The organism is Stenotrophomonas sp. STEN022, assembly GCF_056760155.1.
In genome coordinates this window covers 1-15,600 of the sequence record NZ_JBRREG010000044.1, presented here as the reverse complement: position 1 = coordinate 15,600, position 15,600 = coordinate 1, and the positions used below count along the sequence as shown (strand labels likewise).

The window sequence follows — 15,600 nt, the reverse complement described above, 5'->3', positions numbered from 1 at the left end:
TCCGGAATCGTCGAGCAATGGAAATTTCAATGCGCCGCAGCCTGGTCACAATCCTGTTTCTGGCGCTCTGCCTGCCAATTTCGTTGGTGCAGGCACAGTCGTCCGGCATGCGTACCGAAGGGGACGTGGCTGGCGCCAGCAGTGCCTATGAGGCCGAGGTACCGGTCAACAGCCAAAGTGAGGCCGATCGCAACGGCGGGCTGGCGCGCGCGCTGGGCGCGGTGCTGGCCAAGCTGTCCGGCGACCGTAGTGTGCTGGCGCGGCCAGGCGTGGCGCAGGCCCTGCGCAGCGCCAAGGACATGGCCGAGAGTTACGACTACCGGCAGGATCAAAGCGTCAGCGCCAGTGGTGCGCCCAGCTTCCGCACCATGCTGGTGGCACGCTTCCGCCAGGATGACGTCGACGGGCTGGTCGCCGCGCTGGGCTTGCCGGTGTGGCCGCAACCGCGCCCCAAGCCGGTGGTCTGGCTGGCCATTGATGATGGCAGCGGCCCACGTCTGGTCGGTGTGCCACAGTCCAACGCGGCGCGGCCGTTGCTGGACCGTGCGGTTGAACGCGGCTTCAAACTGGGTTTGCCTGCCGGCGGCGCCGCCGAGCAGGCCTTGGTTGGTGCTATCTGGCGGCAGGACACCGCTGCTGTGGCGCGCGCTTCGTCACGCTATTCGCCGCCGATGCAGTTGATCGGCAAGTTGTACCGCGGCAAGGGCGGCGGCTGGGTTGCCGACTGGGTGTTTGTCGACAATGGCCGTGAACTGTCTAAATGGACCACCAACGACGCCGATGCACGGCGTGCGATGATGGCTGGTGCCGACGGTGCCGCCGATGCGCTGGTGCGGCGCTATGCCAAGGCGCCAGTCGGTGGTGCCCCGGGCACCTACCGGATCGTGGTCAGCGGAATCCGCAGCGCGGATGACTATCTGCGCCTGGCGGCTACCTTGCAGAGCGTGGCGGTGGTGAAGGGGATCACCCCAATCCAGGCCTCGGGTGACCGCCTGGAGCTGGATGTCGAGCTGATGAGCGGTCTGCCCGGCTTCAACCGCATGCTGGGGCGCGATGCCGCCTTGCAGCCGGTGGGCGCGGTGGACGATGGTGATGCGGATGCATCGACGGATCAGAACAGCGGCAGCCGCCGCGCGGAGTACCGCATTCGATGAGTACTGATACAGCGGAAATGGAAATCGCGCTGTTCCTGCGCCGCCTCAAGTGGGTGGTGCTCAGTGCCTTCGGGCTGTGGGTGATGTGGCTGTTGGCACCGGTGCTGACTCCGTTTGTGGTCGCCTTGATGCTGGCCTGGCTGGGTGATCCGCTGGTTGACCGGCTGGAAGCCCGGGGTCGTTCGCGCAACACCGCGGTGGTGCTGGTGTTCGTGTTGATGATCCTGCTGCTGGCCTTGGCGCTGCTGATCCTGGTGCCGTTGATCCAACGCCAGATCATTACCCTGGTTGCTGCCTTGCCCCAAGGGCAGGACTGGCTGATGAACACCGCGATCCCGTGGCTCGAGCAGAAGACCGGCCTGGAAATCATGGCCTGGCTGGACCCCGGTCGCTTGTTTGAGTGGGTGCGCAGCCATTGGCAGCAGGCCGGCGGCGTTGCCACCACGTTCTTTGGCTACGTGTCGCGCTCGGGTTTTGCGATGGTGGCCTGGGTGATCAACCTGGCCTTGTTGCCTATCCTGGCCTATTACTTCCTGCGCGACTGGGACAAGTTGGTCGAGCGGGTTGCATCGATGATTCCGCGCAACCATATCGAGGTGGTGTCGCGCTTGGCGCGTGAGTCCAACGACGTGCTGGGTGCCTTCATCCGTGGCCAGATCGCGGTGATGATCGCATTGGGCGTGGTGTATGCAGCCGGCCTGACGTTGGTGGGTTTGAACCTGGGCCTGTTGATCGGCCTGGTTGCTGGCTTGATCAGCTTCATCCCCTATCTGGGGGCGACCACCGGCGTGGTGATGGCGGTGCTGGCGGCCTTGGTGCAATCGCAGGGCGTGGACCTGCAGTTGCTGGTGCTGGTGGGCGTTGTCTTCACCGTCGGCCAGTTGTTGGAAAGCTATGTGCTGACGCCGCGTATCGTCGGTGACAAAATTGGCCTGCACCCGGTCGCGGTTATTTTTGCGGTGATGGCAGGTGGCCAGCTGTTTGGCTTCCTGGGAATGCTGTTGGCGTTGCCAGCGGCGGCGGTGATCAACGTGTTGTTGCGCTATGCGCACCAGCGATATCGCCAAAGTGAGTTGTATGCCGGCCACGGGCCGACGATTGTGTTGGACCCGCGCAACGTTCAAGTACCGGCGGATCTGAGCATCGTGTCGAAGGATGTAGAACCTAAGTGAGTGTGCCGCAGTTACCGCTGGCCTTGCGTTACCCGCCAGACCAGCGCTTTGAAACGTTCATCGGTGCACCGGAAGGTGCGCTGCCGCAGTTGCGTGCCGTTGCCAATGGCAGCAGCCAGGACTGGATCTATCTGGTGGGTGCTGGTGCCACCGGCAAGACGCACCTGGCACTGGCCACTTGCGCCGCCGCACTGCAGGCCGGGCGTCGCCCTGCGTACCTGCCACTACAGGCAGCCGGTACGCGCTTGCAGGACGCCTTGGAAGCGCTGGAAGGGCACGACGTGCTGGCGCTGGACGGGCTGGAATATGTCGCCGGTCGACGCGAGCAGGAAATCACCCTGTTCGAGTTCCACAACCGCGCGCGCGCTGCCGACGTGACCGTGATCTATACCTCACGGCTGCCGCCTGATGGCCTGGGCTTGGTGTTGCCGGACCTGCGCTCGCGTCTGTCGCAGTGCAGCCGCATCACCTTGGAGCCGTTGGATGCCGAAGGCCGTGGCGCAGTGCTGCGCGAACGTTCGGTGCGGCGTGGGCTGGTGATGGATGAGGCGACGCTGGACTGGTTGCTGACCCGCACCGGCCGTGATCTGAGCGGGCTGGTGACCTTGCTGGAGCGACTGGATCGTGAGTCGCTGGCGGCAAAGAAGCGGATCACCGTGCCGTTCCTGAAGCGGGTGCTGGAGAACGGGCCGGGTTGATCGGCATTCTGGATTTTGTGGGAGCGGTATAAACCGCGAAGCAGATGTCATATCCGCATAAGAAAGATGCCTGCGATTGCAGGCATTTTTGTATCTGAAGCTTCAGTTGTTTCGCGGTTCACACCGCTCCCACAAAGGGCTGGCGGACGCGGCTTCTGTGGGAGCGGCGTAAGCCGCGAAGCCGGTGTCGCGTCCGCAAACGAAGATGCCTGCAATTGCAGGCATCTGTGTATCTGAGTCTTCACTTGCTTCGCGGCTCACACCGCTCCTACAAGAGCTGGTCTTCCAACTGCTGCAGGCGCTCGGGGGTGCCGACGTCGGTCCAGCGGCCCTGGTGATGCTGGCCGCTGATGCTGTTGTTGGCCATTGCGGCGCGCAGCAAGGGGGCAAGCTTGAAGCGCGGTGGGGTTTCCGCACAGCCATCTGCATTGCCAATCACGTTCTGCCAGTCCTGCAACAGCTGCGGCCGATATACGCCGATGCCGGCAAAGGTCAGGCGCGCTTGTTCGCCGTCGTCATGCAGCTGGCCACCAGCATCCAGAATGAAATCGCCGCGCGGATGCTGCACTGGATTGTCGACCATGACCAGATGAGCGCTGCCCTTCGGTTCCCAGGGAAGGGCAGCGAAATCAAAATCGCTCCAGATATCACCATTGACCGCCAGGAACGGCGCATCGCCGAGCAGCGGCAGCGCGTTGTGCATGCCTCCGCCGGTTTCCAGCGGCACCGGGCCTTCGTACAGATAATGCAGGCGCAGGTTCCAACGACTGCCATCACCCAGTTTTTCCGGGAACTGTGTGGCCAGCCAACTGGTGTTGATCACCACATCGCCGATGCCCAGCGCGGCAAGGCGCTGCAGGTGCCATTCGATCAGTGGCACACCGGCCACGGCCAACAGCGGCTTGGGCGTGTGATCGGTAAGCGGGCGCATGCGCTCGCCGAGTCCGGCAGCGAAGATCAAGGCCTTCATGCGGAAGCCTTGGCGGCCATCGCCGGCTTGAAGCGGCGCTCGAACAGGTCCTGCAGTGGTGCCAGCTCCGGGTAGCGTGGCAACACTTCATCCAGGTATCGGATGAAACGTGGCGCGTCCTCAAAGTAATGGCCCTTGCCGTCGCGATCACGCAGCCGCACGAAGATACCGAGGATCTTCAGATGGCGCTGCACGCCCATCCAGTCGGCGTCGCGCAGGAACAGCGGCCACGGCCGCACCGGCAGGCTGGCTGCCAGCGCCTGTGCGTGGTAGCGCGCGAGCCAGGCGTCCACCTTTTCCAGCGGCCAGCTCAGGAAGGCGTCCTTGAACAGACTAGCTGGATCGTAAGCAATCGGCCCGCTGACCAGATCCTGGAAATCCAGCACCGCCGGGCCGCCTTCGACCGGCATCAGGTTGCGCGGCATGAAGTCACGATGGGTCAGCACTTGTGGCTGGTTCAAGGCGTTGTCCATCAGGCACCGTTGCACCAGTTGCAACTGCTCGCTTTCGCCACAGTCCAAGCTCAGACCGAGGTGGCGTTGCACGAACCACTCTTCAAACAGGCCAGCATCGCGTTGCAGCAGCGCCTCGCCGAACGCACCCATGCCGTCGGGTACCGGAATCGACTGCAGGCGGATCAGTTGCACGAAGCTCGCATCGAACCAGGCATCGGCATTGTCGTCGTTGATGAAGCGGGCCAGGGTTGGTCCGCCCAGGTCTTCCAGCAGCAGGAAGCCGTTGTCGACATCGCGTGCCAGTACCTGCGGTACACGCACGCTGTTGGTTTCCAGCAGGTCGTGCATGCGCAGCCAGGGGCGTACATCTTCCAATCCGGGTGGCGAATCCATCACGATGTGGCTGCCGCGTGCGCTGGTGCTGCGCCAATAGCTGCGGAAACCGGCATCGACCGATGCGCGTTCAAGCGTGGAGGCAGGGTCGCCGAGTGCGGTACAGGTCCACTGCAGGCGTTGTTGGGCGCGCAGCGGATCGGAAGCGGGATCGTTCATGGACACTACAAGTGAAGCGGCGCCCGCAGGCGCCGTTGGAAGGGAGTCAGCGCTTGTTGCCGCCGCTGATCAGGCGCAGCAGCGCCAGCAGGGCGATCGCACCGATGATGGAACCGACAAAGCCGGCCGGCTGGCCCGCCGAATACCAGCCCATCTCTCGGCCGAACCAGCCGGCAAATACCGCACCGGCCACGCCGAGCACGATGGTCAGCAGGCAGCCCATGCGGTTGTTGCCGGGCATGAAGAAGCGCCCCAGCAGGCCCACGAAGAAACCGATCAGGATGATGTACAGCCAGCTGTCGCTGCCAAACAGTCCGCTCATGTTCTTGTCCGTGCCTGAGAAAAACGCAGCCTAGCAAGGCCAGGCTGCGTTCGTCATCAAACCATCAACATCCGTCGAGCAACGGCGGACCGATCAGCAGCAGCCGTGGCCACCGTGACGGGTGCCGCTGTCGGCGGCCACCGGCGAACCGCTGGTTTCGCCACGCAGGCTGGCGGCGTGGTGGTCGAACAGCACCTTGGACACGCAGGAGGTGACGCGCTTGCCCATCGGGATGTGCAGGAACTCGTTCGGGCCGTGTGCATTGGAGTGCGGGCCGAGCACGCCGGTGATCATGAACTGCGCACCCGGGAACTTCTCGCCCAGCATGCCCATGAACGGGATCGAGCCGCCTTCGCCCATGTACATCGCTGGCTTGCCGAAGAAGGCCTGGCTGGCGGCGTCGATGGACTGCTCCAGCCACGGCGCCATGGCCGGTGCGTTCCAGCCGGTGGAGGCCTTTTCCAGGTCCAGGCTGACGTGGGCGCCGTTCGGCGGGTCACGCAGCAGGGCTTCCTTCAGCAGCTCGCCGCAGACCTTGCCATTGGCGGTCGGCGGCAGGCGCAGCGACAGCTTCACCGAGGTTTCCGGGCGCAGCACGTTGCCGGCCGATTCCAGCGGCGGCATGCCGCCGATGCCGGTCACCGACAGGGCCGGGCGCCAGGTGCGGTTGAGGACCAGCTCGGTCAGTTCATCGCTCATCGGCTTGAGGCCGTCGACCAGCGGGAACTTGTCGAAGATGGCGGTATCGACCACGTCGGCGGCGCGCTTGGCCTGTTCCAGGCGCTCGGCCGGGATTTCGGTGTGCAGGCCTTCCAGCAGGATGCGGCCGGTGTTTTCGTCCTCGATGCGCGACAGCAGCTGGCGCAGCAGGCGGAAGCTGGACGGCACCACACCGGAGGCATCACCGGAGTGCACGCCTTCGTTGAGTACCTTGACGGTGAAGTTGCCGCCGGTCAGGCCGCGCAGCGAAGTGGTGCACCACAGCTGGTCGTAGTTGGCGCAGCCCGAATCCAGGCACACCACCAACGACGGCTGGCCGATGCGCTCAGCCAGATGGTCGACATAAGCGGGCAGATCGTAGGAGCCGGATTCCTCACAGGCTTCAATCAGGATCACGCAGCGGGCGTGCGGCAGGCCTTGTTCCTGCAGCGCCAGCACCGCGGCCAGCGAGCCGAAGATGGCATAGCCGTCATCGGCGCCGCCGCGGCCGTACAGCTTGTCGCCGCGCAGCACCGGAATCCATGGGCCGAGATCCTCGTCCCAGCCGGTCATTTCCGGCTGCTTGTCCAGGTGGCCGTAGAGCAGCACGGTATCGTCGCCGGTTTCCGGGCCGGTGGCCGGGATTTCCAGGAATAGCAGCGGGGTGCGGCCTTCCAGGCGAACCACCTCGACCTGCAGGCCGGGGATGGTCTGCGCCTTGGCCCAGCTCTCCATCAGGGTGACGGCCTGTTCCATGTAGCCGTTGGCGACCCAGTTCGCGTCGAACATCGGCGACTTGTTGGGGATACGGATGTAATCGACCAATTGCGGGACGATGTCGTTGTCCCACTTGTCGCTGAGAAATTGGCCGATCTTGGCGCTGTCCATCTGGATCTCCGATAGCAATGTCAGGTGCAACCATTCTACGCCGCTCCCTTGTTTATCGGGCTGGCGACGGTTTCATCAGTGAATTTTTGTAGGACTTTTCCTGCAAAGGCCCGGGTGGTTGGCTGGCTGTTTGCTGAACCCGCCCCGGATATTCTGGCTACATGTGGCGCGGAACACTGATCTGACCGGCGGGATAGCCAGCCGATCAATGACCAAGCCACAAGGAGTACAGCGATGAAGCTTTTTACCGTAACGCTGCAGTCTCTGATTCTCGCATTGTTGTTGACGCTTACGGCGCAAGCCAAGGACAAGGTCGACATCAATACCGCCTCTGCGGCGGAGCTGAATCAGGTGTTGGTGAATGTCGGCCCTTCCAAGGCGCAGGCGATCATCGAACACAGACAAGCCAACGGGCCCTTCAAAAGTGTCGAGGAACTGGCACTGGTCAAAGGAATCGGATTGAAGACGGTCGAACGGAATCGTGACCTGATCGAAGCAAGGGCCGGAGCTGCCCCTGCCAAGAGTGCTACCGGGACGGTAGCTGCGCAGCCGGTTGAGAGGCGCTGAGCGGAAGGAATCGAATAGTGAACCGTCAGGAAGACGGATCACCAGGAACCCGAAAAGGGCAGGACGCTGGGGGCTGGCAGGATGCCAACAAGGATGTGAGGTCGTCCGGTGATGCACAGTGACGTGCAGCCGGGCGATTTTTCTGTCTCTGCTCCAAAGAACAAGGCCCGGGTCTCCCCGGGCCTTGTTCTTTTCTGGGGAGTCGCGATTGGGGATTAGGGAGTAGGGATTCGCAAGAGCCGGTGCGAGCTCCGGGTTTGCGCACGCGGCGCCATGGGCGTGGTGCGCATGTAGCCCGGGTAAGCGCAGCGCACCCGGGGCTTTCCGCAAGAACCCCGGGGGCGCTGTGCTTGCCCGGGCTACAAAAGCGGTGCCTGCCTTGCGATATCCGCGTTGCCAAACGCCCTGGCGATAGCTGGGGCGCACAGACAGTCAAACCAATCCGGTTGCGTAATACACGCCGATGATCGCGAACACTGCCAGCGTCTTGATGATGGTGATGGCGAAGATGTCCTTGTAGGACTGGCGATGGGTGAGGCCGGTGACGGCCAGCACCGTGATCACCGCGCCGTTGTGCGGCAGCGTGTCCATGCCGCCGGAGGCCATCGCCGCCACGCGGTGCAGCACTTCCATCGGAATGCCGGCAGCCTGCGCGTTGGCGATGAAGCTGTCGGCCATTGCCGCCAGTGCGATGCTCATGCCGCCTGACGCCGAGCCGGTGATGCCGGCCATGGCGGTGACTGAAACCGCTTCATTGACCAGGGGGTTCGGGATCGAGCCCAGTGCGTTGGCCACCACCAGGAAGCCGGGCAGGGCGGCAATCACCGCACCGAAACCATATTCGGAGGCGGTATTCATCGAGGCCAGCATGGCGCCGCCGATGGCCGATTTGGTGCCCTCGGCAAACGAGGCGATCACCGGCTTCCAGGCAAAGGCGATGACGCTGAGGATGCCCAGCAGCAACGCGCCCTGCACGGCCCAGATTGCCCCCAGCTTGGAGACTTCCTGTACCACCGGTGCGGGGTTGCCGATCACCGCCGGGATGAAGGATTGGGTCTCGCCGTAGAAGCCGGGAATCCAGCGGGTCAGGAAGAAATTGGCCACGCCGACCAGGATCAACGGGGTGATCGCCACCAGCGGGTGTGCCAGATTCTGGCCGTGGAAGGGCTCTGGCTCATTGCGCAGCTCGTCGTTGGCGCCGGCATAGCCCTCGCCATTGCGCACGGCGACACGGCGGCGCCATTCCAGGTAGCTCATGCCCAGGATCAGGATCACCACGGTGCCGATCACGCCCAGCCATGGTGCAGCCCAACTGTTGGTGCCGAAGAACGCCGATGGAATGATGTTCTGGATCTGTGGCGTGCCCGGCAGCGCGTCCATGGTGAAGGTGAAGGCACCCAGCGCGATCGTGCCGGGAATCAGGCGCTTGGGGATGTTGCTCTGGCGGAACAGCTCGGCTGCGAACGGGTAGACCGCGAACACCACCACGAACAGCGACACACCGCCGTAGGTGAGCAGTGCACAGACCAGCACGATGGACAGCATCGCGCGCTTGGCGCCGACCAGCTTGATGGTGGCGCTGACGATGGACTTGGAGAAACCCGAGACCTCGATCAGCTTGCCGAACACCGCGCCCAGTACGAACACCGGGAAGTACAACTTGAGGAAGCCGACCATCTTGTCCATGAACAAGCCGGTGAACATCGGCTGCACCAGGCTGGGATCAGTCAGCAGCACCGCACCCAGCGCCGCCACCGGCGCGAACAGGATCACGCTGTAGCCGCGGTAGGCGACAAACATCAGGAAGCACAGGGCCGCCAATACGATCAGAAACGACATTCACAGCTCCCCGGCCAATACATTGCCGGCGAGTATCAGGATCAAGGCCAGCCCGGCCCACTGTACGAAGGGACTATACGCGGCCGGCTAACGCTCCATTAACGTGCGCTCCATGGCGACATTCGTGTGTCGCAACGTCATACCCGGGAGGAGGGAGACCAATGAAGCGCAAGTATCTGAGTATCGCCATCGGTGGCATTCTGCTGGCACCTGCCGCATTCGTGCAGGCGCAGGAGCAGCAGGCGGTGCCGGCCGGCACCAAGGCGACGCAGCTGGACGAAGTGACCGTGACCGCACGCCGTCGCAGCGAATCCATCCAGGACGTGCCGGTGGCGGTCAGCGCCTTCGGTGAGGAGCAGATCAAGGATCTGCAGGCCTCGACCGTGGAAGGCCTGCAGGGCGCCGTGCCCAACATGAACATCGCCCAGGGCCGCGGTTCGGCAAACAGCGTCAACGTCTTCATCCGCGGCATCGGCCAGCCCGACGCGCTGCAGACCTTCGACCCGGGCGTGGGCATGTACGTGGACGACGTCTACTACTCGCGCATCAATGGCGCGCTGTTCTCGCTGTTCGACATCCAGCAGCTGGAAGTGCTGCGCGGCCCGCAGGGCACGCTGTACGGCAAGAACTCCACCGGCGGTGCGATCAAGCTGACCACCAAGAACCCCTTCGACAATGAAGGCGGCGCGGTTGAAGTGACTGCCGGTGATTATGGTCGCCTGGAAGGCCGCTTCTACGTCTCGGGCAAGCTGAGCGACACCGTGGCTGCCAGCATTGCCGGCGCCAAGATCACCAATGACGGTTACGTCAAGGATGCGGTCACCGGCAAGCGTTACAACGACGATGACACCGAAGCGTTGCGCGCGAAGCTGGCATTCCAGCCGACCGACAATTTCAGCGCGGTGCTGTCGCTGGATACTACCAAGCAGGATGCGGCGCTGACCCTTGGCCGCCCGATGGCCGACCTGCGTCAGACCAGTCTGGCACCGGCTGGCGTGATCGTGCTGCAGCCGGGCGAAACCGGCGAGTGGAATCGTCGCGCGCAGACCTCGTTCCAGAACGGCGAAGGCCAGTACCTGAAGCACTCCGGCGCATCGCTGTCGATGAGCTGGGACATCAACGAGCAGTTCACGCTGAAGAGCATCAGCTCCTACCGTAAGCTCAAAACCAAGTCCTACATCGATATCGACGCTTCCGAGTACGAGCTGGGCGATGTACTGGTGGCGCTGGACCAGAACCAGAAGAGCCAGGAATTCCAGCTGCATTACGACAACGGCTCCAACCTGCACGCCACCTTTGGTGCGTACTACATGAAGGAGAACGTGCCGTCGTACCAGGAAGCGTATGCCGATGACCTGTTCTCGTTCCTGGGCGGCAAGGTGCCGTTCCTGCGCACCATCGAAGATGATCTGAGCACCACCTCGACGGCCGCATTCGCGCATGTGAACTGGGAGTTCGTGCCGACCTGGACCGTCGCCGCCGGTGTGCGCTGGACCAAGGACAAGAAAGACTACGACCGTTCCACCAGCACGTTCTGGGGCGCCCCGTTTGCCAGTTTGAACGGCACGGTCGCATTCGATGCCAAGGCCTCGTGGACGGCAGTGACGCCGTCGATCAGCCTGCAGAAGGAATTCAGCGACAACCTGATGGGCTATGTGTCGGCCAACCGTGGGTTCAAGTCCGGTGGCTTCAACGGCCGCGCCAACACCGTCTACGACACCCAGCACGCCAAGTTCGACCCGGAATACGTGTGGACCTACGAGCTGGGCCTGAAGGGCAGCTCGGCCGATCACCGTTTGCGTGGTACCGCCACCGCGTTCTACAGCAACTACAGTGACTTCCAGGCACGCGTATCGCAGGACGTCGGCACCTTCCCGGTGTTGAACGCGGCCAAGCTCAACATCAAGGGCATCGAGCTGGAAGGCAGTGCGCTGCTGGGCGAATCCACCACCTTGAGCGCACAGTTGGGTTGGATGGATGCCAAGTACGACAGCTTCGAGGATTTCCGTCTCGATCCGTCCTATGCCGGCTACGATCCGACCGTGAACCACGACCACGTGCCGTTCTCGCCGGACGTGACTGCCCGGGTGGCCCTGCAGCATGTGTTCTCGTTGGGTGACAACGGCAGCCTGACCTTTGGCGGCGACGTGTCGTATCGCAGCGACACCTGGTTGTCGGTGGACAACCGCAAGGTGCTGAGCCAGGACGCTTACACGTTGCTGGGCGCCTACGGCGTATGGGATTCGTCGCAGCTGACCTGGCAGGTACGTGCGGGTGTGCGCAACCTGACCGACAAGCAGTACAAGACCGAAGGCCAGGAGTTCGCCAGCGTTGGCAACATCCAGACCGCGTACTACGGTCTGCCACGCAACTGGTATGTGTCGGTGCGTTACAACTTCTGATGACGTAGCCGGTGACAGCTGGCTGATTGGAATGCAAGGCAGCCCTCTCCCGCGTTGCGGGGGAGGGCTTTTGCGTTTGTTGTTGGTGCTCTGGTTGTGGCTGCGGCGGCGGTTGCCGGAGCAGGTGCTGCTGCTTTGGCTTTTGGCGTTGGCTGTTGCTGTTGTTTTAAGCCCCTCTCCCGTCTGCGGGAGAGGGGGTGGGGGGAGGGCAGCTTCTGCTTTTGGCTTTCGAGCTCTGGCTTTTGATGAAAAAGCTAAAGAACAAACTCCTGGCGAAGCGCACCCTCACCCCACCCCCTCTCCCGGAGGGAGAGGGGCTTCAAGCAAAGGCCTTCAAGCTATGCACTGCTTCATCCTCCGCTCTTAACTCCGTATCCTGCCAAACAGCTTCCGGGAAACGCTTTCCATGTTGAGTCTGGTAACAGTGGCCTTGGCGGGTCTGGCTTGGCTGGCCTTGATGTTCGGCGTGGCCTTGTACGGCGAACGCCGGCCCACCGCATTCGCCCGCCATTGGCGGCACATCTATGCACTGTCGCTGGCGGTGCACTGCACCTCATGGACGTTCTACGGCACCGTTACCCAGGCTGCGCGCCATGGCTGGCCGCTACCGCCGACCTTCGTCGGCGCAATCCTGTTCTATGCGCTGGCCATCGGCGTGATGATGCGGCTGGTGCGGCTGGCGCGCGAAACCAACGCGACCTCGCTGGCCGACCTGATCGCCGCTCGGCTGGGCCGCGATGCCTGGTTGGCGGCGACGGTGACGCTGGTGACCGTGCTCGGCTTGATTCCGTATATCGCACTGCAGTTGAAAGCGGTGGCGATGAGTTTCGGCATGATCACCTCGCGCGCGGTGGAGGCCGGGCAGGGCGGTTCGATCTGGCAGGACAGCGCCTTGTATGTCGCGCTGGCGATGGCCTTGTTCGCGATGTTGTTTGGCGCACGCCGTGCCGATGCATCCGAGCACAACCGTGGGCTGGTGCTGGCAATGGCGGCCGAATCGGTATTCAAACTGGGCGCGATGCTGGCGTTGGGGGTGTTTGTCTGGTTTGGCTTGAAGGGCGTGTCTGCAGCGCCCGTGGCGCCCGTCAGCGCGCCTGAAGGTGGCTTCATCCCGCTGGTGATACTTGGCGGACTGGCGATGTTCCTGCTGCCGCATCAGTTCCATATCGGCGTGGTGGAATGCCGCGATCCAGCCGATGTGCGCACCTCACGCTGGTTGTTCCCCTTGTACCTGCTGCTGATCGCGCTGCCCATCCTGCCATTGGCACGCGCCGGTACGGTGCTGCTGGGCAATAGCGTGCCTTCCGACATGTATACGCTGGCGCTGCCGTTCGCCGCAGGCCACGAAGGGGTCGCCTTGTTCGCCTTCCTTGGCGGTCTGAGTGCGGCGACCGGCATGGTGGTGGTCAGTACGCTCACGCTGAGTTTGATGATCGGCAACCATTGGTTTGCGCCAGGTCTGGTGCGCAGCGCGTGGGCGCGCGCTGGCGGCGGCGACCATCGACGCGAGCTGGTGTGGCTGCGACGCGCAGGCATCTGCGTGATCATGCTGCTGGCCTGGGGCTATAGCCGCCTGATTGGCGGTGGCAATGTGTTGGCCGATATCGGTGCGGTGTCGTTCTCGGCGATGGCTACGCTGGTGCCGGTGCTGGCGTTCGCCATCTGGCGACCGCAGACGCCACCACGTGCCGCCATTGCTGGCGTGGCCGCCAGCTTTGCGACCTGGGCCTGGGTACTGTTGCTGCCATCGCTATTGGAAAGCGGCGGGCGTACACCGATGTGGCTGCAACAGGGGCCGTTCGGGTGGCAGTGGCTTGCCCCGCAAGGCCTGTTTGGCCTGACTGGCTGGACGCCGCTGGGCCGGGCAGTGGGAGCGAGTCTTTTCGTTGGCACAGCGGTGACCTTGCTGGCGATGGCATGGCGTCGCGATACGCCCGATCGCATCAGCCGCAATCTGGATGCCGATACCTTGCGCAATGCGGGGCGCCGCTTCCTGCCAGACGAGCGCGTGCAACAGCTGTTGGCAGACGCGCCGCGCAGCGGTGCGGTGCCAGCTTCGATCGAGGCCAGCATCGAGCGCGAGTTGTCGGCGGTGCTCGGTGCCGCCTCCGCACGTTTACTGCTGGATGCCGCACGTCGCGAAGGGAATGAGCTGGCGACGGTGGCAGCCATCGTCAGTGAGGCTTCGCAGGATCTGCGTTTCAGCCAGCAGGTGCTGCAGGCTGCCTTGCAGAACATGAGCCAGGGCATCAGCGTGATTGATCGCGAGCAACGGTTGGTGGCATGGAACCGCCCGTATGCGCGCATGTTTGGTTTTCCGGATGAGTTGCTGCAGGTGGGGCGGCCAATTATGGACCTGACCCGCTGGGCGCTGCAGGCGATGCCTGCGCGCGGTGGCGATGAGCGTGCGGTGGACCGGCGCCTGGCCTTCATGCGCGCCGGCACGCCGCATCTTACCGAGCGCGTGTTCCCCGATGGCAGTATCGTCGAGATTCGTGGCAATCCGATGCCGGGTGGTGGTTTTGTCGCCACCTTTACCGACGTCACCGAATTCCGCCGTAGCGAGCGCGAACTCAAGCGCAGCAACGAGACGCTGGAGCAGCGCGTTGGCGAACGTACCGCTTTGCTGGAATCGGCCAAGCGTGAGGCCGAGCGGGCAAATGATGCCAAGAGCCGCTTTCTGGCCGCGGTGGGACATGACCTGTTGCAGCCGCTCCACGCTGCGCATCTGTTCACCGATACGCTGGCGCAACAGGTGGAGTCCAGCCAGCAGCAACAGGCGGTGGTGCAGATCCGTGGCGCCTTGGATTCCACCACCGATCTATTGACCGGCCTGTTCGACATGTCGCGGCTGGAAGCCGGTGGGCTCGTGCCGCAGCCGCGTGACCTGCCGTTGGCTGAAGTGCTGGACCCCTTGGTCTCGGAGTTCCGCGCACTGGCTACTGCGCGCGGGCTGGCATTTCACTATGTGCCCACCGTTGCCTGGGTGAACAGTGATCCGCAGCTGCTGCGGCGGGTGCTGCAGAACTTCCTTGCCAATGCGGTGCGCTACACCAGTCAGGGAGGCGTGCTGTTGGGCGTACGCCGTGATGGCGGGCGCCTGCGGGTTGAGGTGCACGACACCGGCCCAGGTATTGCCAAGGAGGAACAGCAGCGCATATTCGAGGAGTTCCGGCGCGGCGAGGACAGCAGTGGGCAAGGACTCGGTCTTGGTCTGGCAATCGCCGACCGCATCGCTGGCCTGCTGCATGCACCACTGCGTCTGCGCAGTGAGAAAGGGCAGGGCACGGTCTTCTCGGTGTCGTTGCAACGCGTGAGCTCGCCGCAGATAGCGAATCAGCCGCGCACACGCAATGCGGCAACATCGGGCGGCGTGCCGGTATTGGTGGTTGATAACGATCCTGCTGCCTTGCAGGGATTGGCCGGGCTGCTGCGTGGTTGGGGCTATGAGGTGGCAGAGGCTTCGGGCGAAGCACAGGCGGTAGCGGCGTTGCAGCAGAGATCTGCGAGCCTGTGGTTGTTTGATTACAACTTGGACGATGGCGATACTGGCACTGCATTGCAGTTGCGGTTGGGCGAGTGCTTCGGCACGCGACCGACCTTGATCCTCAGTGCCGATGACAGTCTGGCAACGCGGCGCGAAGTGCTGGAGCAGGGGCTCACGTTGTTGCACAAGCCGGTGCGGCCGCTGGCATTGAAGTCGATTCTGGATCGACTGTTGGCGGCGGATGCTTTGCGGCCGGGGACTGGTGGCAGGGATTAGGGACAGTGTTATTGGTCGGAGTCGGTAGCCCCGGCCACGGGCGCCGCCCCCCCGGGGGGGGGGGGGGGGCCCCCCGGGGGGGGGGGGGGGACGGGGGGGGGGGGGGGCGCGGGTTGGGG

11 protein-coding genes are annotated in these 15,600 nt (G+C 63.6%); 6 read left to right on the top strand and 5 right to left on the bottom strand.

Annotation, left to right across the window (positions count from 1 at the left end):
* The first annotated feature begins 17 nt into the window (after window positions 1-17).
* From ACVOMF_RS10915 to hda, 3 genes are read left to right on the top strand one after another with little or no spacing between them, the layout of a single operon-like run.
* Window positions 18-1,154: a DUF2066 domain-containing protein gene (locus tag ACVOMF_RS10915; RefSeq protein ID WP_481509305.1), complete on the top strand. Its 1,137-nt coding sequence runs from the start codon at window positions 18-20 to the stop codon at window positions 1,152-1,154.
* On the top strand, window positions 1,151-2,326 hold the full coding sequence (locus ACVOMF_RS10910) for an AI-2E family transporter (protein ID WP_481509304.1): 1,176 nt from the start codon (window positions 1,151-1,153) through the stop codon (window positions 2,324-2,326). The genes ACVOMF_RS10915 and ACVOMF_RS10910 overlap by 4 nt, the downstream gene beginning before the upstream one ends.
* On the top strand, window positions 2,323-3,024 hold the full coding sequence (gene hda, locus ACVOMF_RS10905; protein WP_296250981.1) for a DnaA regulatory inactivator Hda: 702 nt from the start codon (window positions 2,323-2,325) through the stop codon (window positions 3,022-3,024). Before ACVOMF_RS10910 ends, hda begins: the two co-directional genes overlap by 4 nt.
* Window positions 3,025-3,292: 268 nt before the next feature.
* Here hda and murU read toward each other — a convergent pair whose 3' ends face one another.
* The 4 genes from murU to ACVOMF_RS10885 form a co-directional block, all read right to left on the bottom strand.
* On the bottom strand, window positions 3,293-3,994 hold the full coding sequence (murU, locus tag ACVOMF_RS10900; RefSeq protein ID WP_481509303.1) for an N-acetylmuramate alpha-1-phosphate uridylyltransferase MurU: 702 nt from the start codon (window positions 3,992-3,994) through the stop codon (window positions 3,293-3,295).
* Window positions 3,991-5,001, bottom strand: coding sequence for an aminoglycoside phosphotransferase family protein (locus tag ACVOMF_RS10895; protein WP_481509302.1), 1,011 nt, complete (start codon window positions 4,999-5,001; stop codon window positions 3,991-3,993). Before ACVOMF_RS10895 ends, murU begins: the two co-directional genes overlap by 4 nt.
* A 46-nt stretch (window positions 5,002-5,047) precedes the next feature.
* On the bottom strand, window positions 5,048-5,323 hold the full coding sequence (locus tag ACVOMF_RS10890) for a GlsB/YeaQ/YmgE family stress response membrane protein (protein ID WP_481509301.1): 276 nt from the start codon (window positions 5,321-5,323) through the stop codon (window positions 5,048-5,050).
* A 93-nt stretch (window positions 5,324-5,416) separates the two neighbouring features.
* A complete protein-coding gene (locus ACVOMF_RS10885; RefSeq protein ID WP_481509300.1) occupies window positions 5,417-6,910 on the bottom strand; it encodes a M20 family metallopeptidase in 1,494 nt (497 codons plus the stop codon).
* Between the two features lie 234 nt (window positions 6,911-7,144).
* Between ACVOMF_RS10885 and ACVOMF_RS10880 the strand changes: the two genes are divergently transcribed.
* Window positions 7,145-7,477, top strand: a complete 333-nt coding sequence (locus ACVOMF_RS10880; protein WP_481509299.1) for a ComEA family DNA-binding protein — start codon at window positions 7,145-7,147, stop codon at window positions 7,475-7,477.
* A 432-nt stretch (window positions 7,478-7,909) separates the two neighbouring features.
* Here the strand turns inward: ACVOMF_RS10880 and ACVOMF_RS10875 are convergent, their stop codons facing one another.
* Complete coding sequence (locus tag ACVOMF_RS10875) at window positions 7,910-9,316, bottom strand: GntP family permease (protein ID WP_481509298.1); 1,407 nt, start codon at window positions 9,314-9,316, stop codon at window positions 7,910-7,912.
* Between the two features lie 161 nt (window positions 9,317-9,477).
* On the opposite strand from ACVOMF_RS10875, the gene ACVOMF_RS10870 reads away from it, so the two are divergent.
* Complete coding sequence (locus tag ACVOMF_RS10870) at window positions 9,478-11,718, top strand: TonB-dependent receptor (protein ID WP_481509297.1); 2,241 nt, start codon at window positions 9,478-9,480, stop codon at window positions 11,716-11,718.
* A gap of 406 nt (window positions 11,719-12,124) precedes the next feature.
* Window positions 12,125-15,481 carry a hybrid sensor histidine kinase/response regulator gene (locus tag ACVOMF_RS10865; protein ID WP_481509296.1) on the top strand — a complete coding sequence of 1,119 codons (3,357 nt, stop codon included), beginning with the start codon at window positions 12,125-12,127 and terminating at the stop codon, window positions 15,479-15,481.
* The last annotated feature ends 119 nt before the right edge of the window (window positions 15,482-15,600 follow it).